This is a genomic window from Streptomyces beijiangensis (assembly GCF_017315755.1).
GTDB lineage: Bacteria > Actinomycetota > Actinomycetes > Streptomycetales > Streptomycetaceae > Streptomyces > Streptomyces beijiangensis.
Map to the genome: position 1 here is coordinate 1 of NZ_JAFLRJ010000387.1, position 21,626 is coordinate 21,626.

A 21,626-nucleotide genomic window follows, 5' to 3' on the forward strand; every position below is an offset into this window, starting at 1 on the left:
CCCTACGCCCCCTTGAGCTCCTGCCGCTGCCGCCCGAGCCCCTCGATCTCCAGCTCCACAACATCCCCCGCCCGCAGATACGGCTTGGGATCGGGCTGCCCCATCGCGACACCCGCCGGCGTACCCGTGTTGATGACGTCCCCGGGATAAAGCGTCATGAACTGGCTCAGATACCGCACCACATCCGCGACCCCGAAGATCTGCTCCGCAGTGGTCCCGTCCTGCTTCAGCTCCCCGTTCACCCAGAGCTTCAGCGACAGCGCCTGCGGGTCCGCCACCTCATCGGCGGTCACCAGCCAGGGTCCCAACGGGTTGAACGTCTCGCAGTTCTTCCCCTTGTCCCACTGGCCGCCGCGCTCGATCTGGAAGGCACGCTCGGACACGTCATGGGCGACGGCGTAACCGGCGACGTACGCGAGCGGGTCCTCGTCCTCCCCCACGTACCGCGCCGTGCGCCCGATGACGACCGCCAGCTCGACCTCCCAGTCGGTCTTCACCGACCCCCGGGGCACCAGCACCGTGTCGTCGGGTCCGACGACCGTGTCCGGCGCCTTCATGAACAGGATCGGCTCGGCCGGAATCGCCGCACCCGTCTCCGTCGCGTGGTCGTGGTAGTTCAGCCCGATGCACACGATCTTGCCGATGCGGCCGAGCGGCGGGCCGACCCGCAGCCCGTCCGCGTCGAGGACGGGCAGCGCCCCGCCCGCGGCGGCTTCCCGTACGCGGGCCATGGCGCCCGCGTCACCCAGCAGCGCACCATCCACATCTGCGACGATCCCGGACAGATCCCGCAGCGTTCCGTCCTCGTCGAGGAGGGCGGGGCGTTCGTTCCCGGCCGGTCCGACACGCAGCAGCTTCATGGTCAGTCAACTCCCTGGCTAGAGATCGTCCGAGCCGACGAGTAGCGGTCATCGGAGGACTGGTCGATCCTCTAAGTCTCCGGTCCACTCCGCAAGACCCTGTTCACCACCCGGACCATTACATCGGAGTGGCAAGCACCGCGGCCGAGGGGACCACGTCCCGATAAAGGTAGGCCCTTTCCACCGCAGACCACGTCGTACTCGTGACCACGTACAGCGCTGCGGCGAGCGGTACGAACCCCACGGTGAACAGCGTCATGAAGGACATCAGGGGCATCACCTTGGTCATCGCGCTCATCGCCCCGGCCCCCGGAACATCCGATGACACCGGCGTCGGCGCGGCAGCGGCACTGGTCGCCATCATCCGCTTCGTACGCCCGTAATTGAACGTCGCGACCGCCGCCACGATCGCGAACAGCACCAGATAGACAACGGCCTCCGACCCGAAGAGCCCGCCATGACCGAGCGCGTCACGCCACCGTCCGCCGAGCGGGCTGCCCATCAATGAGTGCTGGAGCAGCACATTCGCCTTGCCGCCGATCGAAGAGGACTCGAAGAGGTGGTACATCAGGAAGAAGGCGGGCATCTGCAGCAGGGCCGGCAGGCAGCCGGCGAGCGGCGAGACCTTCTCCGCCGCGTACAGCTCCATCGTGGCCTTCTGCAGCTTCTGCGCGTCCTTGCCGTGCTTCTTGCGCAGCTCGGCGATCTGCGGGGCGAGCGCGGCACGGGACTTCTGGGCGCGGGCGGAGGAGCGCGAGAGCGGATGGATCGCGAGCCGTACGCACGCGGTGAACAGGATGATCGCGGCGGCCATGGAGGCGCCGGCGAAGAGCGGGTCGAGCAGGTCGGCGAGATGCGCGACCAGACTGGCGAAAACGGACATGAATGCGGACACGGGAGCCCTCCGTGGGATCTCGTCAAAGGCCGGACAGACAGGACATGTCGGCGTGACGGACCGCGGAAAAGTTTTCGCGCTTACCTGCTCAAGTACCTGCTCAAGCGCTTACGCGGCCGTCGGGACGAGGCGCCCCGGGGCTCGGGGGCGTGGCCGCCCCGATGCGTCGGGATCGCGCTGCGGCAGGAAGGCGGTGCGCCGTTCCCGGTCGCGGATGGCGGTACGGACATGGGTCCGAGGCACGACGGGCGCGTTGCGCGAGGCGACCAGCGCACAGGCTGCCAGCGCGGATCCGACCGCGGCGGTGGCGGCGAGTGCGACGGCGGAGGTGAGGGTGCCGCCCTCGGCGAGCAGTACGTCGGCGATGAGGAACAGCACCAGCCCGGCTGCCGACACACGTACCGGTCGACCGGCCATGACGCTCCCCCCTCCCGCTCTCCGCACGAAATACAGACCTTCAGCCGTTATACACGACCGCTTTCCATGAGCGGGAGCGGGAGCGGGTCGGAGGCCAGCACCTCGGAGTCCGGCCGCGGGTCACGGTCGCCCTTCCCCGCGTACGTCACACAGAGGGCGACAGCGAGGTTCGCCGCCAGCGCCACGATCCCGGCGTTGACCCCCCACACCGGATCGTTCTCGCTGAAGACGAACGCGCAGACGACGGCGACCCCCACCACCAGCCCGCTCCCGGCCGCGAGGAGTGTCAGCCGCCGCCACACCAGGCCGAGGAGCAGCATCGGCAGGAGCTGGGCCATCCCCTCGTACGAGATGAGGGAGAGCCGGACCAGAGTGTTGGGGACGGTGTACGTCATGAGCAGGGCAAGAGCCCCCGCGACGACGACCACGACCTGCGAGGCGCCCTTCTGCCGCTCGCGCAGGCGCGGTACGAGCGAGAGGACGCTCCGCCCCCACATGGTCCCGATGACCAGCATGAAGACGGCCATGGGGACGATCGAGGACAGCGCGGCCGCGACGCCGATCACGCCCACGGCCCAGGCGGGCAGCGAGTCGACGACCAGCTTGAAGAGGGCGAGGTTGGACTCGGCGCCGACGAGTCCTGGCACGACGAAGAGCGCGGCCATGCCGAGCAGCATCGGCACGAAGAGAAGGATGTTGTACGCGGGGAGCCAGACGGCGTTCTTCCTCAGGACGTCCGCGTCGCGCGCCCCCAGGTACCCGGCGACGGTGGTCGGGAAGATGACGACGGTCAGCGAGTTGAGCACGGTGGTGGTCGCGTACCAGGCCTGCCCGAAGCCGCTGTCGCCGTGGCCGGGGAAGGTGAGCCAGTCGCTCTTCTCGGCGACGAGGCGGTCGAGGAAGGGCCCGTACCCGCCGAAGTAATGAAAAGGCACATAGAACGCCAGGAACCCCAGCGTCCCGATGACGAGCACGTCCTTGAGGACCGAGACCCACGCGCTGCCCTTGAGCCCACTGACGACGACGAACCCGGTGGTCACGGCAAAGGCGACAAAATAGGCCCAGTTGAGGCTGATGGTCCCGTACGAGATCGTCGACACGACGACGCCCATCCCGGTGATCTGCAACTGGATGTACGGCAGCAGGAAGACGGTGGCGAGGACGGCGACGACGGCCCCCAGCCAGGGCTTCCCGTACCGGTGGCTGATCATGTCGGTGATGCCGACGAGCCCGTGCTGCCGGGCGTAGCTCCAGAGCATGGGGCCGACCACATAGCCCACCGCGTAGCCGCAGGACATGTACGCGACCACATAGAGCACCGGCGCGCCGTAGTTGTAGCCCCAGCCCGCGGCCCCGAGGTAGCTGAAGCTGGTGTAGCCCTCCCCGGCCATCAGCACCCAGATGAAGACGGACCCCAGACTCCGCCCGCCCACGGACCAGCCGGCGAGTCCACCGCCGCGCCCGCCGCGTACGGCGAAAAGACCGAGGGCGACGGTGCCCACCATGAAGACCCCGAAGACGGAGGTCGCGATCGCCGCATCGCCGCTCATCGCTTGTCACCCCGCCGGGCGAGCCACACCAGCAACGGCGTGAGAAGGGTCGCCCCCATCAGCCACGCGAACAGAAAGGGCAGCCCGAACACCACGGGCCGCACGCGATTGACGAACGGCAGGGCGCCCACGAACAGCACATAGGGCACCAGCAACCACAGCAGATGAGGACGACGTCTGAGCACGCCGGCAACGCTATCGCGGGCGCATCGACTGCAACTTCGCCCACACGACGAGCCGGTACTTGGACGTGTACTCGGGGGTGCAGGTGGTCAGCGTCAGGTAGTAGCCGGGGGCGCTGTAGCCGTAAGCGGGCTTGATGTTGCTGCGGGGCACGGGAGCGATGACGCCGCCGTCGCGCGCCGAGGTCTGCGGCAGCCCTTTGTCGACGATGTACGTGAAGACGGCGGCCCGGGTCTCCACGACGACGACGTCCCCTCGCTGGAGCCGGTTGATGTACCGGAAGGGCTCGCCGTGGGTGTTGCGATGCCCGGCGAGGGCGAAGTTCCCGGCCTGCCCGGCGAGGGCGGACCCGACGTAATGCCCTACGTATCCCTTATTGAGCACATTCTCCTTGCCCACCCCCTGGGCGATGGGAGCGACAACGCCGAGCTTGGCGATGCGGATGACGGCGAAGGCCTGATCCCAGCGGGGCGGCGCATCCTTGCGTACACGGGAAGAGGCCCCACCCGAAGGGGACGGACTGGCACTCGCCGCACCCGGCCCGGTGGCAGCAGGATCAGGAGCAGCACCGGTCCCATCCCCCGCCCCGGCCCCCGGACTGCGCCACTCCCGCTCCAGGGCCTGCACCTTGTGCCCGGCCGCCGCCCGCGCCTCGCGATTGGTCCACCACAGCTGATGGACGACGAGCAGCAGCACGACAACCCCAAGAGTCACAGCCGCCTCGGCCCCGACCCACAGCGAGCGCGCGACTCCCACGCGCCGCCGGGAGGGCCCCCGCTGCACGACCACCGGTACTCCCGCTATCAGCTCCCGCACGGCGCGCACGATAGGCCCTGCCCCCGTAACTCTCCAGAGCCGCGCCGCCCCCACCAGGACCCGATAGGGCTTTGCCCACATCCCCACCGCCCTCTGACCATGCCCCAGCGCCCCGCAGTACGGTGTGGTGCATGCGCCCCGACACTCCTGCCGACCACATCGCCGAAGCCGAGCGCCTGCTGCGCACCGCGGCGCAGTACCCGGAGGACCAGGAACCGCTGCTCCTCCAGGCCGCGGCCCACCTGGAACTGGCGGACGACCGCCCCCGTGCCACGACCCTCTACGACAGCCTGCTGCAGTCGTCCCCCGAGGACGCACCCCTGATCAAGGCACTCCAGGCGGCCAACCTCTGGGAGTACGGCCACGAGCCCGAGGCCCGCGCGATCATCGAGGGCATCCGCGCCACGTCCCCGGAGAGTCCGGCGGCGTGGGCAGTGATCGCGGAAACCCTGGAGACGCACGACGAACTGGAGTCGGCACACTCCGCCTTCACCGAAGCAGCAGAGAAACTGATCGACCCGGCCGAGCCGGTCCCGTACACCTCCCAGTCCCTCCTCACGGGCCGCCACCGGGTGCGCCGCCTCCTCGCTCTCCCGCACGACGACTGGGACGCCCTGGCGGACACGGCACACACGTCCCCGGTCCCCCTGGACGAACTCCACGACCCGAAGCGCCTCTGGGCCCTGGGCTCGGACAACCCGGCGGAACTCCGCGCGGAAATCACGCGTCTCCAGGCGGAGTTGGGCTCCTTCCGGGCGGCACTGTCCCGTCCGTTCCCGGTGGCGATCCTGCACTGGACGGAGCCGGAGCTCGACGAACTGACGACGGCGTACCCGCGTCTGGGCGACGAATACCCCACACACGAGGCGCACTTGCTCGACGTCGAAACGTCACTGCGCGAGTTGGCGGGGACGGGAACGCAGAACCTGGGAATAGTGACGGGCACGGTCCCGTCGTACGAGGCGTTCGCGGCCTCGGAGTCGACGGACCCCTCAGACGTGGACCTGCTCCCGCAGTACGCCACGACCCTGGCGGCAAGGGGCCGGGCCGTCCCATGGCCCCCGGCCCGGAACGCCCCGTGCTGGTGCGGTTCGGGGAACGCGTACCGGGGATGCCACGGGGGCCCCACGGCCTCGTAACTCCGCCTGCCGCCCGGCGACCCTGTCCCGGGCGGCATCCGCGGTGGGAATTAGCCTTGAGTCTCCAGCGACTGGAGACAGCAGGGTGAGGGACATGGACGGCACGACGACCCTCTACTCGATCGGGGAACTCTCCCGGCGGACCGGCTTGTCCGTGAGGACGATCCGGTTCTACTCCGATTCGGGGGTGGTGGCGCCGACCGGCCGAAGTCCCGCCCACTATCGGCTCTATGACCTCGACGCACTGCTGCGCCTCGAACTCGTCCGCACATTGCGCGAGTTGGGGATTGACCTTGCCACGATTCAGCGGGTGCTGAACCGCGAGCTCTCGGTGGCGGACGTCGCCGCGGCGCAGGCCGATGCCGTGGACGTCCAGATCCGGATGCTGCAACTGCGTCGGAGCGTTCTGCGAGTCGTGGCCAGGCGCGGGTCCAGTCCCGAGGAGACCCAGCTCATGCACAGGCTCACGCGGTTGTCCGGCGAGGAACGCCGACGTCTGATCGACGATTTCCTGAACGGCACCTTCGGCACGGTGGATGCCGACCCGGCTGTGACAGACATGGCGGCCATGACGGCCATGATGCGCGCAGCCACTCCCGACCTGCCCGACGATGCGTCCACCGAGCAGGTCGCCGCGTGGGTGGAGCTCGCCGAGCTGGTCGGCGACGAGGACTTCCGGTCCCGGATGCGCCGTACGGCCGGCTACCAGGCCGCCGGGCGCACGCTCGCCGTCGAGACGGCCGCCGGCGACGAACTGATGGAACTCACCCGTATGAAGGTCGACGAGGCCAGGAATGCGGGCACCGACCCGCTCAGCGACAGGGCCGCACCCACCGTCGACGACCTGGTGCGGCGATTCGCGGAGCGGTTCACTCGCGCCCCGGACGCCGGGTTCCGGGACTGGCTGGCCCAGCAGTTCGAAGAAGCCCACGATCCCCATGTGGACCGTTACTGGCGGCTGGTGTGGATCGTCAACGGCTGGCAGGTGGTACCGAGCCTGATCCCGATGCACCTCTGGCTCATCCGGGCCCTGCGGCGGGACGCCCGCGCATAGTCAGGTCGTGATGGTGGTGACGGCCTCGATCCCATAGGTGCGGGCGTAGCCGTTCTCGGTGCCGACGAGGAGGTCGACGACCGTGAAGTAGCGGTCCCAGAACGGGGTTTCGCGCAGTGCATCGATGAGGAGGTGGTAGGCGTCGTGGTCGTCGGCTTCCCAGACCCGGACGTCGGTGACGCGGGTGGAGTAGAACTCCGTGTCGTAGAAGCGTGAGCGGACGCCGGTGGTCTTGGCCCCGGATCGGGAGACCAGACGTTGACGGTCAGCCATCCGTCACCCACCGCATCGCGCGCCGGCGAGTCCATACCGAAATGGCCGGCCTGAGGCGGCGGCGGTCCGTACGACACCGCCTCCCGCACCCCGTCCCATCCCCGTACGGCCTGCGGTGCGGCGAACCGGAGCGCGTCAACGGGCGGCTCGGCAAACGGAATCCCGCGGAAGACAGCCACCCCCGCCTCGCGCCGGCCCCGCAGCGCCCCGGCGTCTGTACGGACGACGGGCTCAGACGGGGACGGGAACTGGGACACCACGGCTTCCTCCCGAACATGTCGAGCGTGGTGGAACGATCCGCACATCATCCCGCCGCGCCGAGACCAAGGGCGAGCCATTTACGGACGGCCGGCCCCGCGCGGCCCCCCTCGCCGGCCGGGGCCCTCCTGCTGCCCTGCCGGTGTGGCTGGGCAGCAGCAAACGCCGACACGAAGCCGGGGCGGCTGCGGCGGTCCGCCGCCGGACCCCCCGCGGGGCTAATGTCTGCCAGGTGACCGCAGACGATGCGAACCGGCGGTGGACACGGTCCATGCCCGAAGCCTACGAACGCCACCTGGTGCCGGTCTTCTTCCGGCCCTTCGCCGCCGACCTGGCCGCCAGGGCGGCAGCGCTGCGGCCCCGCACGGTCCTGGAACTCGCCGCCGGAACCGGGGCGTTGACCTCGGCCCTGCTCACCGCGGTGCCCACGGCCTCGGTGGTGGCGACCGACCTCAACGAAGCGATGGTCACCGCAGGATCGGCGCGGGAACCGCGTGCGGACTGGCGGCAGGCGGACGCCCAAGAGCTGCCCTTCGAGGACGGCAGCTTTGACCTCGTTCTGTGCCAGTTCGGGGTGATGTTCTTCCCCGACAGGGCCGCCGCCTACAGCGAGGTGCGCCGGGTCCTGGCCCCGCAGGGTCGGTTCTTGTTCAACAGCTGGGGCCCGCTGGCCTCGCACGGGTTCGGGGCCGCCTTCCAGGACGCGCTGGAAGAGTCCATGCCCAACGGAGCACCCCAGTTCCTGAAGGACGTGCCCCACGGCTACTCCGACCCGGCCAAGGTCGCCGCGGACCTCACGGCCGCCGGACTGACCCTGGCCACCGCCGAGGAGGTCACGCTGGAAGGAGTCGCGGAGTCGGCAGCCTCCGTCGCCACCGGGCTCCTCACCGGCACGCCGGTGAGCGCCGTCGTACAGGCTCGCGACGACGCGAAGGCCCTCCGGTCCACCGTCACGCAGAAGATGACGGACCACTTCGGCACCGGCCCTGTGTCGGCGCCGATGACGGCGACCGTCTACACGGCGCACCGGTAGACCCCGCGCATCAACCCGCCGGGCTCAGCACGAGGGCGAGCCGTTCACGGACGAAATCCCTCAGCGCCAGTCGCCCAACACCCAGGCCAGCAGGCGCGGACGGGGCTCCCACCGGCACGGCACGATGTCCTCGGTGGCGATGAAATCGTAGGTGACGACCCTACTGACAGCCCGGGAGACATCACCGGAGATGTCTCCCGGCTCCCCGACCGCGTCCGGGGCGTCGGACGACAGAACGAGCGCGGAGGGCTCGCAGCCGACACCCATCAGGGGTTGCCCGAGATACCAGCCGCCAACGAAGACGGCGTACAGAAGAGCGGCGGCGCCCAGACGGCGCGAGGTTATCCAGGAAGGCACCCGCGGAGTGTTCCACGCCCCACACACCTGACGCCGTGTCCCACGACACACGCTCGGCCGACCTCAGGCCGGCTTGCGCCACACGGAGATGTGCTTGGCGGAGTCCGCGGTGAACGGCGAACCGTCCCAGTCCCCAACGCGACGTTCCAGCTCGAGTCCGGCGATCCGTGCCATCAGGTCGAGCTCGGCCGGCCAGGCGTACCGGTGCCGGGAGTTGTCGCTGCGGTAGCGGCCGTCGTCGCCGTCGCGAGTGAAATGGTGCGAGACGAGAACCTGCTCCACCAGGTCGAAGGTGTCGAAGCCGAGATGCTGCTCGGAGACGTCGAACGGCACGGCAACCTGGCCGGGCGGCAGGAACCGCAGCGGCGGCACACCCAGCTCGATGACGAACCGGCCGCCGGGCGCCAGATGACGTGCGGCGTTACGGAAGCACTCGACCTGCTCGTCCTGCGTCAGCAGGTTCGTGATGGTGTTGTAGACGAGATAGACCAGGGCGAACTCACCGGCGACGACGGTGCTCGCCATGTCCCCGATGGTCACCGGAAGCGCACCCTCGTCGACCTTGCGCCGGAGCACCGCTGCCATGTGCTCGGACAGTTCGATGCCCACTACTGGCACGCCACGTTCCCGGAGCGGGACGCCCACTCGCCCGGTCCCGATGGCGAACTCCAGGGCCCGGCCATCTCCGGCAAGCTCGGCGAGGAAGGCCAGAGTAGGTCCGAGAACGGCAGCCGAGGACGTTTCGGTCTCCTCGGCGTCGTAGCGGTCGGCGGTCGCGCGAGTCCACAGTTCACTGCTCGTCATGGGCGGCCACTCTGCCGGTGCCGAGGCACGCCGTCGACGCATTTATCCAGCCCGAGAGTTCCTGCCTCGCCGCCCGCACAGCACGACTTCGCCGCCGAACGCGAGCTCTGGGACACCTTCGCCCGGAGCGCCAAAGACAAGGTGTTCGACTCGGAACCGGTCTTCTGTTGGCCCCAGTGCGCCGGCCACGGACCAGGCCGGAGCTGCTGGGGTCACCGAAAACCGCGCTGGAGATCGGCTGCGGCACCGGGCGCGCTCCGGTGCTCCTCACCCAACAGGGCGTCAGGACAACCGGGTTGGATCTCTCGCCGGTCATCTCCGATACGTGACGGTCTTTCCCATCCCCATCCCCATCCCCATCCCCATTACTTCCGTCTCGTCGCGGCCAGACATCGGCGTCCTCGTCTAGTCCCGCGCGTCCGGCTTCCAGTCCTGGGCGAGCAGTCCGAGCAGCACCTCGTCCATGAACTCGCCCATCACCCAACCCGAGGAGCGCAGCACTCCCTCGCGGACAAAGCCGTTGCGCTCGGCGGAGCGCAGCATCGCGATGTTGTCCGACAGCGTCTCGATCTGCAGGCGGTGCAGGCCGCGTACGACGAAGCCGTAGTGGCACAGCACCGCGACCACGTCCGCGCCGTAGCCCTTGCCGCGCGCGGAAGGCCGCAGGCCAAGGCCGATGTGCGCGGAGCGGTTGTGGGTGTCGATGTCCCACAGCACCGCGCTGCCGAGCAGCGTGCCGCCTGCCAGGTCCACCACGGAGAACGGGACGAACCTTTCGTCCTCCTCCTTCACGGAGAACGGCGGGTCCTTCGCGTCCCGTGCCACCGGCCGCCACGGCCGGCCGTTGGCCCGCGCGTGCGTGGTCACGTCGTCGTGGAGCTCGGTGTGCAGGATCGGTACGTCGTCTTCGTGCCGGGCCCTGAGCCCGACCTTGCCGCCACTTAGCATCCAGGCTTTCTACCCGCCCGGGACGGCGGGCAGCAACAGGATTGTGAGTCCGCCGGTGAGCAACGGCGGGGCGCGGTCCACCCGTCACACGACGTCTCTGAACCGCCATACCTCCGAAGCGACGAGAGGGGCGAGGTACGACCAGTTGTGGATTCGGTCGGGACCGGGCTCGCTGTTCTCAATGATCTTGCTGATCTGCGACCTGGTGATCGGCAGCCAAGCGGTCAAATCATGTTCGTACACACTGTGACAGCGATTTCTGGACTCATCGATCTCCGACGAGCGAAGTGTTGAGCGAACGCTGGCCACCAGGACGTAGCACCCGGCCGCATTGCTCCACCCGAGCCAGCTGATGGCGACCTTCCCGTAGTCGCCCTCCTCCATCCCCAGCTCTTCCTGCAGTCCCCTCCGGACCAGACCGAACAGGTCCTCCTCGCGCCCGGGTTCGTCGCTGTATTTCATCGACTCGTTGATTCCGACGGTCCATTGACCGGGGAAGGTCCGGACGGCCAGCGACCGGCGCAGGGCGAGCAGCCGGTTCTCCGAACTGATGACGGCGACACACGCGCTGACCATCGTCGGAGGCGCCGTCCGGGCGAAGCCACGGCTTCCCTGCTGTATCGCCCCGAGGACTCGGTCCTGCACGTCAGGACCACTGTCCAGCAGGGATTTCGCTGCCAGGCACTCGGAGTATCTGCTCTCTGCGACAGTGACGTGAAATGCGTGGGCCGCAGGGTGCTCGCCGGTGTCCACTTCAAGACCAGAGATGTACGCAGTGCTGCCGCGCTCCCCCGCCGCCTCGAAACGACGCACGCCGTCGTCCCAGTCGACTCCGGAAAGCACGTGGGGACGGTCCAGGGTTCCGGCAAATGACGTGTGTAACTTGCCTTCGGTGAGTTGCCGGGTCTTTGACCAGGTGACGAATGAGTACAGACTGTGCGTATTCGCATCGTAGGACCGTGCGGCCGGCGACAGCGCGCGTCGATTTATCACGAGAGACGGTCTTCGCACGGCTCCGTGTTTGGCGAGGTCGTACATCGCGTTGGTGGCCAGCCCGAGGACCAGTGCTCCTAAGGTGGCCAGAAGCCATTGCATGCTGCCCCCGATGTGGCTGAGAGATCAGTCGGCGTTCGCTGTCGGGGGCCCTCACGTCCCCCGACACCGCGAAACCCTAGCGGTCGTATCGTCCGATCACGATGGCGCCATGGAGGCGCCAACGACCGCGGGATCCATCAACGACAGTGAGGGGTCGGCTACTTGAGGGACGAAGTGCCAGTGCTCGAGTCCACCACCTTGACGGTCGACGAGGCGGCGGCTCTCGTAGCGGTACCGTCCTGCTATGTCCCGATCAGCCACGAGTGGCCACGCCCAGCCGTCCCCCGTCACCGCGGACGACGTCGCCCTTGCCGCACAGCTCGCGGTGGCCGTCCTTCGTGAGGCGCCCCCAGCCGCGTGGGACACGAAGGCCGGTTCGCTGGAGTGGGACTGCTGGGAAACCGTCGAGCACCTCAGCGACGACCTCTTCGCCTACGCCGCGCAACTCGGCCCCACATCACCCCCCTTGGACGGCGAGGTGCCCTTCCTGTGGGAGAGCCGACGGCCCGGTGGTCCGGCCAACGCCATTCACGCGGACCGCAAGGCAGGGCCCGCCGGCCTGTTGCAGGTCCTGGAAGCGAGCGGCGCGCTGCTGGTCGCCATGGTGCGTACGACGCCTCCGCGGACCCGCGCCTATCACGGCTTCGGCATCTCGGACCCTGAGGGCTTCGCCGCGATGGGGGTCGTGGAGACCCTGGTGCATGTGCACGACCTGGCGCAGGGACTCGGGCTCGCGTGGAGCCCGCCTGCTGATATGTGCGCGCGGGTGCTCGCCCGGTTGTTCCCGGACGCGCCGTCGTCCACGGAACCCTGGCCCACCCTGTTGTGGGCCACGGGCCGGGCGGAGCTGCAGGGGCACCCTCGCCTGACGGAGTGGCGATGGGACGGCACAGTCCGGGCCTAGGTCAGTGCGATGCGTCATCGGCGGTCGAGATAGTCGACCAACGCGCCCTCCTTGCGGAGCAATCGGTCGCGTTCATCGGCAGGAAGCGAGACGAGAGCGTCGGCCAGCACGCGCTTGCGCGGAACGTGAACCATGTCGCCCGAGTAAATCCGGCACCCCGCGCACCACGCCAGCCCGATGCAGCGCTCGAACATGGCGGACCCGGGCGGATGGACGCGGTACTGGTAGGAGCGGACAGCAGCCCGGCACTCGACGCAGATCCAGCATCCACGGTCGTAGACGGACCAGCCGGTTCCCCTCTTGCGCCAGGGCTCGCGTCCGGCCGGTGCCCTTCAAGTCGTCATGGCGTTAATTCTGCCCCAGGGATCCTCAGGGGATGCGAGCATCGCCCCATGTCACGTACCGATATGCCGTCCACCTGGGACGAGCGCGCCATGCTCACGACCTTCCTCGACTACGCACGCGCCACCGCCGTCGCCAAGTGCGAAGGCCTGTCCGCGGAGAATGCCGCCAAGGCCCCGCTGCCGGGTTCGCCGCTCATGACCCCGGGCGGGCTGATCAGCCACCTCCGGTGGGTCGAGCACTGGTGGTTCGAGGTCATCTTCTTCGGCGAGGAGGACCGCGGCCCCTGGACCGACGAGGACCCCGACCGGGAGATGCGCATCGGCGCCGAACTCCCGCTCGCCGGCCTACTGGCCGAGTACCAGGAGCAGAGCGCCCGCTTCAACGAGCTGATCTCCACCACCGACTTTTCCGCCACAGCGAAGCGGCCCGTCAAGGACGGCACACACGTCACGCTCGGGTGGGTGCTGATGCACCTCATCGAGGAGACCTCACGGCACAACGGGCACCTCGACATCCTGCGCGAGATGGCCGACGGCACCACCGGCGCCTGAGGCTCCGCTCACGCCTCGGTCCTGGTACGCAGACCTCCGCCCACCAAGGCCGCGACAAGCGCCGCGCCCGCCATGATCGCCGTGAAGAACGCCCAGGCCAGCGGCCACAGCGAAACATCCTGCTCGGGGTGCGACGAGAACGAGACGAACATCAGGATCGACGGCGGTACTGCGACCAGCAGCAGCGCCCACGCCACATGGTCGCGGTGGCCGATGTACGCGGCCAGGAGCACCAGGGCCACCCCGAGCAGCACCACACCCAGGCCGGTGACAGGCGTCGTCTCGTCGTACGGGTGGGCGGCGGTCGCGCGGTTGCGGGTGTCCCAGGGAATGAAGAGGAGGTACGCCCCCGCCGAGACCAGCGCCGCCGCCAGGCGGGTCAGCCACCGTTCCGCGGCGGACCGGGTGGACAGCGGGCCGAGAAGCCCCGCAACCTTCGCGTCTGTGTGTGCCATACCTCCAGGGTGGCCCGCCTGCACGGGGGCCGCGAGAGTACGCGTACTCAGGTTGCCGCCTGGCCTCGCAGCGCCGCTCGAAGCACAGCCGTCCGCGCCGTTACGGACACCGGCAGCGGCGCTGCGACAGGGCGGGGCCCCGCCCTGTCGCAGGGGGTGCAGATGCCGGTCTTCTGGGTCGGCGGCAGCGGGTCCCGGCATTCGGCGCACCTCGTAGCGGCACGTACTTTCCATGGTGGAAAGTACGTGGCAGGATGGCAATCCGCAGGCTGACACCAGACCCACGGAAGGCCCGGAACGCTCGATGACCATGTACGAGGACAACGCCGCGGCAAACGCCCTGCGGAATATTGGCGCGGTCAAGGAGCGGGCCCGTCTGAAGTCATCCATGTCGCCCGCCTGGTACGGGCCGGCCGCCGCGGCAACCGTCATCGTGCCTGCGGTGGGACTGGCCTGGGGCTCGGGCAGAGGTGGCCTGTGGGTGCCGGTGACGCTTCTGCTGCCCTTCGTGGGGATGGGTGCGATCGTCGCCCTCGCCCGAACCGCCCGGCGGATGACAGGAGTCATGGTGGCCGCGTCCGTGTCCGAACGTCTCAGGCGGCGATGGATCGCACTCCTGGCCGTCCTTGGCGCGGGTGCGGTGACGTGGGGCCTGTGTGCGCAGTTCGGCATACGGGCGGCCGGCACGCGCGTGACGGTCTTCGTCGTCCTGGGAATCGGCGTGTGGGTCGCCTGTGCCGTACGCAATGCCGGGATCAGGCAGAGACTCCGGGAGCTCGCATGACCGATGACCCGCTGAACCCGGAGGTGCGGGGGACGGGACCCGCCGCACTCGACGAGACGATCCACCATCCGACCCGGCTGGCCGTCATCGCCTTCCTCTCCGCCTGCGACGAGGCCGAGTTCGCCGCCGTACGCGACGGATGCCAGGTCTCCGACTCGGTCCTCAGCAAGACCGCCTCCGCACTGGAGGCCGCCGGATACCTCACCGTCCGCAAGGGATACGTCGGCAAGCGCCCCCGGACCTGGCTCTCCCTCACCCCCGTTGGACAGCAGGGGCTGGTACGGCACATCGCGGCGCTCCAGAACATCGTCTCCACGGCCCGCAACTTGGGCGCCACGACCTCGCGCGGCGGGGAATCCGCGTGACGGCGGCCCCAACTACGGGGCGGAGGCGGATAGATGGCAATGGCACGGCTAGCCTCCGTCTCGCTCCGCCGCCTCCGCGATGCGCTTGATCCTCGCCAGGCGCCGGTCCCAGTCCGCCGCCAGCGCGGACATCCAGCGCGCTGTCGCGTCCAGGGCCTCCGGTCTCACCGCGTACCTCACCTCGCGCCCCACCCGGCCGCCCGCGACCAGGCCTGCCGCGTCCAGGACCGCCAGGTGCTTGACCACCGCCTGGCGGGAGATGGGGAGTTGGCCGGCGAGCGTGGTCGCCGTGGCCTCGCCCCTGGCCGCCAGGTGGTCGAGCAGCCGGCGTCGTGTCGGGTCCGCGAGCGCGGCGAGGACGCCGTCCACCAGCTCGACGGCGCCGCCACCGTTCTCTGTCATGCGGGGGCCTGCTCTGCGCGCTTCCTGAACGCGTCGAGCACCTCGGGCCAGCCACCGGTGTTGTCCTTCACGGCCTGGCTGCGCAGGTCCTCCGGGCCGGCCAGTGCCGCGAAGCCGCTCTCGACCACGCGAAGGCGCGTCTTGTCGCCCTCGGGGATCAGCGTGAACTCCACGAGAGTGCTGTTGTCGGCGGTCAGTTCCTGACCGGGGAAGGCGCTGGCCCACCGGTACGCCAGGTACGTCGGCGGGTCGACCTTCTCCACCCGTACGGGGAAAGTGCCGTGCACGGAATTGGCCGCCACCATGGACTCCCCCTCCACGGCCACCGTGCCGGCCAGGCTCGCCTCCTCGGCCACCCAGAAACCGGGCTGGGCCACCAGGGTCCAGACGCGCTCCAGGGATGCGTCGATCAGGGTGTCGCGTTCGATCCGGTCCTCGCTCATGAGGGGCTCCTTCAACACGTCGCCATTGGGTGCAACCTCAGAGTTGCACATGGGCTCGCCAGACGCAACCTTGAGGTTGCTTCTCAGGTGAGGGTTCGGCGCTTTCGGTGAGGTTGCGGATTCGTAAATAAAGTAAATGAAACGTAAAGGGTCCTGTTATTGTGAGCCGACTTCCCTGACCTCAGAAGGACTCCGAATGACCATGCCCACCAACAGCCCCGAGAACCCGTGGGGCCCGCCGCCCACCGGCGCACCCTTTCCCGGAATGCCGCAGCCTCTGATGCAGCAGCCGCGCAACGGACTCGGGGTCGCCGCGCTCGTCGTCGGTGTGGTCGGCGTCGTCTTCGGGTTCATCTACTTCATGTTCTGGCTTTCGGGGCCGCTCGGTGTCCTCGCGCTGATCTTCGGCATCGTGGGTCTTGGCCGGGTCCGCAAGGGACAGGCCACCAACAAGGCCATGGCGATAGCCGGGATCGCGCTCGGCGGGGTCGCCACCGCGCTGGCCGTGATCGGGCTCGTCGTCACCGTCCTCATGGTCAAGAACGGCACCGAGGGGCTCAAGGACATCGAGAACGTGGAGGTGACCGCCTCCCCCACCGACCCTGCCGACGGAGCGACTTCACCCTCGGAGGATGAGGCGGCCGACGACAAGCCGCTCGCCTTCGGGAAGGCGATGGCGTACGAGGACGGGGTCAAGGTCATCGTCGGGAAGCCCGCCAAGTACAAGCCCGATGAGTTCTCCGCCGGGCACAAGGCGGGCAACACCGCCGTCCAGGTGAAGGTCACCATCGTCAACGGCACCAAGAAGCCCCTCGACATCACGCTCGCCCTGCCGACCGGCAAGGGCGGCGACGGCGCGGAGGCCGAGATGGTCTTCGACGGCCACTACGCCACCAAGCCCTTCACCGGGAAGCTGCTGCCCGGCAAGCAGGCCGTGAGCCAGTTCACCTTCTCCCTGACCCCGACCGCGGCCAAGGAGCTGCAGGTCGAGGTCTCCCCCGACATGGACCACGAAGACGGCATCTGGGTCGGGCCCACCAAGTAGGCGCGTCGGTAAGGGTGTTGGTCCGGCGGCCCGGGGCGCGACGCGGCCCGGGCCGCCTCCTCACTGCACGCTCGGCGCCGCCGTCTCCACGAACACCTCTATCGCCGTCCTGGATGCGGTGAAGAGCTCGTCCCTGTGGGCCTCGTCCCGGGCCCCGGATGTGTTCCGCGTCGCCTCGAACGCGTGGTCCGCCGCCTCGATCAGCGTCCGGTCACCCGCGAGCAGCTTGACCCGGAACAGCGCCTGCCGCGCCAGCGCCCGGTGCCGATGGCCCTCGCGCAGCGCCTCCTTGTACGGCTCCCCGTTCCTGTCCTCCTGCCTGCGGTACCAGCGGTCCCCCTGCACCTTGCGGAAGTCCTCCAGCGCACCCGCGAACGCGCTGTACGCGGCGATGCGTTCCTGCCGCAGCGACTCCGTACGCGAGAAGTGTTCGTTCTCCTTCGCCGCCCGCCGCTGGAAGACATGCGTCACCACGCCGCCCAGCAGCGTGCCGATGACCGCGACAGCACTCGTCCATAGCGCTTCCATCCGCACAGCTGATCACATACGGCGTGACGGTGGCCATGTCACCTGTCCAGGACGCTGCCCGGCACCGCCGAGTCCGAGCGCAGGATGCTGTAGCGCACGCCGTCGCGCCACTCGCCGTCGCGGAAGTTCACGCTGCGGGAGACGCCTTCCCGGGTGAAACCGGCCTTCTCCAGGGCCCGTTGCTCCGCGAGGTTCCCCGTCTCGGTGTCGGCCTCGATCCTGACCACCGGACTGTGCGCGAACAGGTAGGCCACCAGCTGCCGTTGGGCCTCCGTGCCCGCGCCCTTGCCGCAGGCCTGCGGCAACAGCTGGACGCCGATGTTCCAGTGATACGCACCGCCCCAGGCCGGGACCTTCCGCCACGCCACGAAGCCGAGACCCTCCGCGCCCGCCGCCACGACGAGCGCGCCGCCCTCGTCGCCGAGCAGGGCGCTCTCCTCCCAGCGCCGGCGCCAGAGGCGGGGGTCGCGCCAGCCGGTCCAGGAGAATTCCCCGGCCGACTCCGGGTCCGTCAGGAATACCTCGAACAGCGGGAGATCGGCCTCCAGGACCGGGCGCAGAGTCACGAGATCGTCGCTCATTCCCGGCAGCCTACGCGTCCGCGCGTACACAGTTTCATCACAACTTCGGTCATGTGGCCATGGCGGTGTGCCGCGCGCTGGGACCATCTCTTCCTTCACTGAACGTGAACTGCCTTGGGGGGCACATGGCTTCGAAGAGAAGAAAGTTGAGATGCGGGCAACTGGCCGCAGGGGCCGGGGTGCTGGTGCTGACGCTCGCCGGGTGCGGAGGTGACGGCGGGAAGGGGGACGCGAAGCCCGCCGCCACGACCGCCCCGGCCGCCCCGGCCGCCCCGGTCAAGGACGCCGCCTCGTCGCCCGCGCCCGCGCGGGTGCTCAAGCTCGCCGACGACACCGCGCAGGCGCGGGCCGGGAAGCGGATCGCCGTGGCCGTGCTGGGCAATGACCAGGTGACGCTCGAAGCGGGCGAAAGCCATGACCTCGACACGGAGTTCGGCGATACGGACCTCACCGTGACCGTCTCCCGGCCCGCCGGGCACGGCACCGCCGTCGTGGAAGGGACCTCCGTCGTCTACACGCCGACCGGCGGGTACGGGGGCGAGGACGAGTTCACGTACCGCGTGAACGTGAAGGGCGAGCCGCCGCTGACCGGGACCGCCGTCGTACGGATCACCGTGGCCGGTCCTTCGCCCACGCCGTCACCGACCCCGAAGGCGACGCACTCCGCCCGGCCCAAGGTGTACTACCGCAACTGCACCGCCGCCCGCGCCGCCGGTGCCGCACCCGTACGCGTCGGCGATCCGGGGTACGGACCGTGGCTCGACCGGGACGGGGACGGGATCGGGTGCGAGTCGGGCGGCAGCTCCGGTGGAGGCGGGAGCACGGGTGGCAGCAGCGGAGGCAGCAGTGGCGGCGGGGGTGGCGGCAGTACGTACTACAAGAACTGCGCCGCCGTCCGGGCCGCCGGTGCCGCCCCCATCCACGTCGGGGATCCGGGGTACGGGCGCCATCTCGACCGGGACGGGGACGGGGTCGGCTGTGAGTGAGCCGGGCACGGACCCGCGCTAGCCGCCCACCGCCTGCGTGACCGTGTAGATCAGCAGGCCCGCCAGGGCACCGACCACCGTGCCGTTGATCCGGATGAACTGCAGGTCGCGGCCGATGTGAGCCTCGATCTTGCGCGAGGTGTGGTCGGCGTCCCAGCCCGCGACCGTGTCCGTGATCAGCGAGGTGATCTCGGCGCGGTACGTCGTGACCACGTACACCGCCGCGTCCTCCAGCCAGCCGTCCACCTTGCTCTGCAGCCGGCCGTCTGTCGACATCCGGGCGCCGAGGGACATCAGCGAGGCCCTGGCGCGCAGGCGCAGTTCGCTCTGCTCGTCCTCCGCCGCCGAGATGATCATCGCGCGTACGGAGGACCACGCGGACGCGATCACGTCCTGCACCTCCGGGCGCCCCACGATCTCCGACTTCAGTCGCTCCACGCGGGCGCGGGTCTCGGTGTCGGACTGGAGGTCCGAGGCGAAGTCGGCCAGGAAGCGGTCGAGGGCGCCGCGGGCCGGGTGGGCCGGCATGTCGCGCATCTCCGTGATGAAGCGCAGCAGTTCCTTGTAGACGCGGTCGCCGACCTTGCGGTCGACGAAGCGCGGGGTCCAGCCGGGGGCGCCGCCCTGGACCGCGTCCATCACCGAGTCGGAGTGGACCGTCAGCCAGTCGTGGGCGCGGACGCAGATCAGGTCGACGACACGGCGGTGGCCGCCGTCCGCCACGACCTTCTCGAGCATTTTGCCGATGCCGGGCGCCACTTCGGCCGCGTCCGCGCGGCGGCTGATCGCCTCGCCGACCACGGCCTGTACGTCGGAGTCGCGCAGGACGGTGAGCGCGCCCCGCAGCGCGGTGGACAGCTCGGCCGTGACGCGGTCCGCGTGGGCCGGTTCCGCCAGCCAGGCGCCCAGGCGGCGGCCGATGCCGAGCGCGCGGAGCCGGGAGCGTACGACCTCACCGGAGAGGAAATTCTCGCCCACGAAGGAACCGAGAGACTCCCCCAGCTGGTCCTTCTTGTTGGGGATGATCGCGGTGTGCGGAATGGGGAGACCGAGTGGGCGGCGGAAGAGTGCTGTCACGGCGAACCAGTCGGCCAGCGCGCCCACCATGCCCGCCTCGGCCCCCGCGGCGACGTATCCCGCCCAGGAACCGGACCCAGTGTTCTTCGCCCAAGTGGCAAGTACGAAAATCAGAGAGACGATCAGAAGCAGGCCCGTTGCCGTCGTTTTCATCCGGCGGACCCCGCGGCGCTTCTCCTCGTCGGCCGCGCTGAAGGCAAAGGAGCCCAGCGGGGCAGGGACACCTTGGTCCGGGGTGCCGGTCCCTCTCGTACGTTCCATCCGCTCCGCCTGTCCGTCCGTCCATCCGCGACCACGCACTGTCCCGTACGTACTGTCCCTACCTGAGCTACTCCCGGGACGCACGTCGAGTTCCCAAGGAGACCCCTGATATGACCCTGAGGCGTGGTTACGCCCTGCTCGCCGCGCTGGTGGCGATCGTGGTGGCCCTCTCCGTGGGGATCGTCCTGCTGGCCCGTACCCCCGCATCCGCCGTCCGATCCCAGCTCGCCAGGCCCTCCGCCTGGATCGGGACCTGGGCCGCGGCGCCTGCCGGTGCGGAGCCGGGGACCTCACGAGGGTTTCCCGGGAGCACCGTACGAAACATCGTGCACACCAGCATCGGGGGCACCCAGGCCCGGATCACCCTGTCGAATCTGTACGGGGCCAGGCCGCTGCGGATCACCCGGGCCACGGTGGGCACGATCCGGGTCACCTTCGCGGGGCGTATGGCCGTGACGATCCCGGCCGGCCGGCAGACCGTGTCCGATCCGGTGCGCGTACGGGTGGCGGCAGACTCCGACCTGGTGGTGGACGTGCTGACGCCGGGGGCGAGCGGCCCGGTCACGTACCACCCGCACACCCAGCAGCTCTCCGCGCTGGTGAACGGCGCGGGGGTGCAGGCCACCCCGTACTGGCGGTACCTGACCGCCGTGGACGTCCTGACCAACCGGGCCGAGGGCACCGTCATCGCCTTCGGAGACTCGATCACGGACGGCTACCAGTCCACCGAAGGCGCCGACCGCCGCTGGCCCGACGTGCTCGCCGACCGGCTGGACGGCCGCTACGGCGTGGTGAACGCGGGCATCGCCGGGAACCGCCTGCTGACCGAGGGGCGCGGCGGACGCAGCGGGCGCAGCGGTCTTGCCCGGTTCGACCGTGACGTGCTGGCGCACAGCGGGGCGAAGACCGTGCTGGTCGCGCTGGGGATCAATGACGTACTGCACGGGAGCGACGCGGCGTCGATCACCGCGGGGCTGCGGGAGCTGACCGCGCGGGCGCACGCGCGAGGGCTGCGGGTGGTCGGGGCGACGCTGACGCCGTTCGGCGGGTACGCGCGGGCGACGGCGCGGCGCGAGGCGGTGCGGGAAGAGGTCAACGGGGCGATCCGGGCGGGGAAGATCTTCGACTCGGTCGTCGACTTCGACCGGGTGGTGCGGGATCCGTATGCGCCGGGGCGGATGCTGGGGCGGTACGACTCGGGGGACCATCTGCATCCG

26 protein-coding genes and 3 pseudogenes are annotated in these 21,626 nt (G+C 69.5%); 11 read left to right on the forward strand and 18 right to left on the reverse strand.

Going from position 1 to position 21,626, the window contains the following annotated elements; genetic code table 11:
* Positions 1-2: 2 nt before the first annotated feature.
* From J0695_RS31710 to J0695_RS31735, 6 genes are all read right to left on the reverse strand, one after another.
* Positions 3-860, reverse strand: a complete 858-nt coding sequence (locus J0695_RS31710) for a fumarylacetoacetate hydrolase family protein (RefSeq protein WP_206967934.1) — start codon at positions 858-860, stop codon at positions 3-5.
* Positions 861-978: 118 nt separating this feature from the next.
* Complete coding sequence (locus tag J0695_RS31715) at positions 979-1,755, reverse strand: YidC/Oxa1 family membrane protein insertase (RefSeq protein ID WP_206967936.1); 777 nt, start codon at positions 1,753-1,755, stop codon at positions 979-981.
* 108 nt (positions 1,756-1,863) lie between these two features.
* The gene (locus J0695_RS31720) at positions 1,864-2,172 is read right to left on the reverse strand and encodes a DUF6412 domain-containing protein (RefSeq protein WP_206967938.1); all 309 of its coding nucleotides are present in this window, start codon (positions 2,170-2,172) and stop codon (positions 1,864-1,866) included.
* Between the two features lie 47 nt (positions 2,173-2,219).
* Complete coding sequence (locus J0695_RS31725) at positions 2,220-3,722, reverse strand: sodium:solute symporter family protein (RefSeq protein ID WP_206967939.1); 1,503 nt, start codon at positions 3,720-3,722, stop codon at positions 2,220-2,222.
* Positions 3,719-3,877, reverse strand: a complete 159-nt coding sequence (locus tag J0695_RS31730; protein ID WP_206967984.1) for a DUF3311 domain-containing protein — start codon at positions 3,875-3,877, stop codon at positions 3,719-3,721. Before J0695_RS31730 ends, J0695_RS31725 begins: the two co-directional genes overlap by 4 nt.
* Positions 3,878-3,917: 40 nt before the next feature.
* Complete coding sequence (locus tag J0695_RS31735) at positions 3,918-4,712, reverse strand: class E sortase (RefSeq protein WP_242553454.1); 795 nt, start codon at positions 4,710-4,712, stop codon at positions 3,918-3,920.
* 140 nt (positions 4,713-4,852) lie between these two features.
* On the opposite strand from J0695_RS31735, the gene J0695_RS31740 reads away from it, so the two are divergent.
* Together J0695_RS31740 and J0695_RS31745 are read left to right on the forward strand one after the other, a co-directional pair.
* Positions 4,853-5,860 carry an SEC-C domain-containing protein gene (locus J0695_RS31740; RefSeq protein ID WP_206967943.1) on the forward strand — a complete coding sequence of 336 codons (1,008 nt, stop codon included), beginning with the start codon at positions 4,853-4,855 and terminating at the stop codon, positions 5,858-5,860.
* A gap of 94 nt (positions 5,861-5,954) precedes the next feature.
* On the forward strand, positions 5,955-6,914 hold the full coding sequence (locus J0695_RS31745; RefSeq protein WP_206967945.1) for a MerR family transcriptional regulator: 960 nt from the start codon (positions 5,955-5,957) through the stop codon (positions 6,912-6,914).
* Here the strand turns inward: J0695_RS31745 and J0695_RS31750 are convergent.
* Positions 6,915-7,151 (reverse strand): annotated as a pseudogene (locus J0695_RS31750) (darcynin family protein); the annotation flags it as partial.
* Positions 7,152-7,213: 62 nt separating this feature from the next.
* Positions 7,214-7,525, reverse strand: a pseudogene (locus J0695_RS45520) (carboxylesterase family protein); the annotation flags it as partial.
* 191 nt (positions 7,526-7,716) lie between these two features.
* Between J0695_RS45520 and J0695_RS31760 the strand changes: the two are divergent.
* Positions 7,717-8,478 carry a class I SAM-dependent methyltransferase gene (locus J0695_RS31760; RefSeq protein ID WP_206967949.1) on the forward strand — a complete coding sequence of 254 codons (762 nt, stop codon included), beginning with the start codon at positions 7,717-7,719 and terminating at the stop codon, positions 8,476-8,478.
* 60 nt (positions 8,479-8,538) lie between these two features.
* Here J0695_RS31760 and J0695_RS31765 read toward each other — a convergent pair whose 3' ends face one another.
* Both J0695_RS31765 and J0695_RS31770 read right to left on the reverse strand, forming a co-directional pair.
* Positions 8,539-8,835, reverse strand: a complete 297-nt coding sequence (locus J0695_RS31765; protein ID WP_206967950.1) for a hypothetical protein — start codon at positions 8,833-8,835, stop codon at positions 8,539-8,541.
* A 63-nt stretch (positions 8,836-8,898) separates the two neighbouring features.
* On the reverse strand, positions 8,899-9,639 hold the full coding sequence (locus tag J0695_RS31770) for a class I SAM-dependent DNA methyltransferase (protein WP_206967952.1): 741 nt from the start codon (positions 9,637-9,639) through the stop codon (positions 8,899-8,901).
* A gap of 141 nt (positions 9,640-9,780) precedes the next feature.
* Between J0695_RS31770 and J0695_RS44355 the strand changes: the two are divergent.
* Positions 9,781-9,956, forward strand: a pseudogene (locus J0695_RS44355) (methyltransferase domain-containing protein); the annotation flags it as partial.
* 88 nt (positions 9,957-10,044) lie between these two features.
* Here J0695_RS44355 and J0695_RS31775 read toward each other — a convergent pair.
* On the reverse strand, positions 10,045-10,587 hold the full coding sequence (locus J0695_RS31775) for a GNAT family N-acetyltransferase (protein WP_206967954.1): 543 nt from the start codon (positions 10,585-10,587) through the stop codon (positions 10,045-10,047).
* 84 nt (positions 10,588-10,671) lie between these two features.
* The gene (locus J0695_RS31780) at positions 10,672-11,430 is read right to left on the reverse strand and encodes an NUDIX hydrolase (RefSeq protein WP_206967956.1); all 759 of its coding nucleotides are present in this window, start codon (positions 11,428-11,430) and stop codon (positions 10,672-10,674) included.
* A gap of 496 nt (positions 11,431-11,926) precedes the next feature.
* On the opposite strand from J0695_RS31780, the gene J0695_RS31785 reads away from it, so the two are divergent.
* Positions 11,927-12,586: a hypothetical protein gene (locus J0695_RS31785; protein WP_206967958.1), complete on the forward strand. Its 660-nt coding sequence runs from the start codon at positions 11,927-11,929 to the stop codon at positions 12,584-12,586.
* 392 nt (positions 12,587-12,978) lie between these two features.
* Positions 12,979-13,482, forward strand: a complete 504-nt coding sequence (locus J0695_RS31790) for a DinB family protein (protein ID WP_206967960.1) — start codon at positions 12,979-12,981, stop codon at positions 13,480-13,482.
* Between the two features lie 8 nt (positions 13,483-13,490).
* Here J0695_RS31790 and J0695_RS31795 read toward each other — a convergent pair whose 3' ends face one another.
* The gene (locus J0695_RS31795; RefSeq protein WP_206967962.1) at positions 13,491-13,937 is read right to left on the reverse strand and encodes a hypothetical protein; all 447 of its coding nucleotides are present in this window, start codon (positions 13,935-13,937) and stop codon (positions 13,491-13,493) included.
* 304 nt (positions 13,938-14,241) lie between these two features.
* Here J0695_RS31795 and J0695_RS31800 point away from each other — a divergent pair, with 304 nt between their 5' ends.
* Positions 14,242-14,721, forward strand: coding sequence for a hypothetical protein (locus tag J0695_RS31800; protein WP_206967965.1), 480 nt, complete (start codon positions 14,242-14,244; stop codon positions 14,719-14,721).
* Positions 14,718-15,086, forward strand: coding sequence for a winged helix-turn-helix domain-containing protein (locus J0695_RS31805; RefSeq protein WP_206967967.1), 369 nt, complete (start codon positions 14,718-14,720; stop codon positions 15,084-15,086). Before J0695_RS31800 ends, J0695_RS31805 begins: the two co-directional genes overlap by 4 nt.
* Positions 15,087-15,134: 48 nt before the next feature.
* Here J0695_RS31805 and J0695_RS31810 read toward each other — a convergent pair whose 3' ends face one another.
* Together J0695_RS31810 and J0695_RS31815 are read right to left on the reverse strand one after the other, a co-directional pair.
* Positions 15,135-15,488 carry an ArsR/SmtB family transcription factor gene (locus J0695_RS31810; RefSeq protein WP_206967968.1) on the reverse strand — a complete coding sequence of 118 codons (354 nt, stop codon included), beginning with the start codon at positions 15,486-15,488 and terminating at the stop codon, positions 15,135-15,137.
* Entirely contained in the window at positions 15,485-15,931 is a 447-nt protein-coding gene (locus tag J0695_RS31815) for an SRPBCC domain-containing protein (protein WP_206967970.1), read from the reverse strand. The genes J0695_RS31810 and J0695_RS31815 overlap by 4 nt, the downstream gene beginning before the upstream one ends.
* 202 nt (positions 15,932-16,133) lie before the next feature.
* Between J0695_RS31815 and J0695_RS31820 the strand changes: the two genes are divergently transcribed.
* On the forward strand, positions 16,134-16,976 hold the full coding sequence (locus J0695_RS31820) for a DUF4190 domain-containing protein (protein WP_242553451.1): 843 nt from the start codon (positions 16,134-16,136) through the stop codon (positions 16,974-16,976).
* 60 nt (positions 16,977-17,036) lie between these two features.
* Here J0695_RS31820 and kilB read toward each other — a convergent pair whose 3' ends face one another.
* Positions 17,037-17,504 carry a plasmid transfer protein KilB gene (kilB, locus tag J0695_RS31825; RefSeq protein WP_206967974.1) on the reverse strand — a complete coding sequence of 156 codons (468 nt, stop codon included), beginning with the start codon at positions 17,502-17,504 and terminating at the stop codon, positions 17,037-17,039.
* 38 nt (positions 17,505-17,542) lie between these two features.
* Positions 17,543-18,085 carry a GNAT family N-acetyltransferase gene (locus J0695_RS31830; RefSeq protein WP_206967976.1) on the reverse strand — a complete coding sequence of 181 codons (543 nt, stop codon included), beginning with the start codon at positions 18,083-18,085 and terminating at the stop codon, positions 17,543-17,545.
* A 125-nt stretch (positions 18,086-18,210) separates the two neighbouring features.
* Here J0695_RS31830 and J0695_RS31835 point away from each other — a divergent pair, with 125 nt between their 5' ends.
* On the forward strand, positions 18,211-19,071 hold the full coding sequence (locus J0695_RS31835; RefSeq protein ID WP_206967978.1) for an excalibur calcium-binding domain-containing protein: 861 nt from the start codon (positions 18,211-18,213) through the stop codon (positions 19,069-19,071).
* 18 nt (positions 19,072-19,089) lie between these two features.
* Here J0695_RS31835 and J0695_RS31840 read toward each other — a convergent pair whose 3' ends face one another.
* Positions 19,090-20,409: a DUF445 domain-containing protein gene (locus tag J0695_RS31840; protein WP_206967980.1), complete on the reverse strand. Its 1,320-nt coding sequence runs from the start codon at positions 20,407-20,409 to the stop codon at positions 19,090-19,092.
* A gap of 110 nt (positions 20,410-20,519) precedes the next feature.
* On the opposite strand from J0695_RS31840, the gene J0695_RS31845 reads away from it, so the two are divergent.
* Positions 20,520-21,626, forward strand: a 1,107-nt coding sequence (locus J0695_RS31845; RefSeq protein ID WP_206967982.1) for a GDSL-type esterase/lipase family protein, incomplete at its 3' end; no start/stop codon positions are given.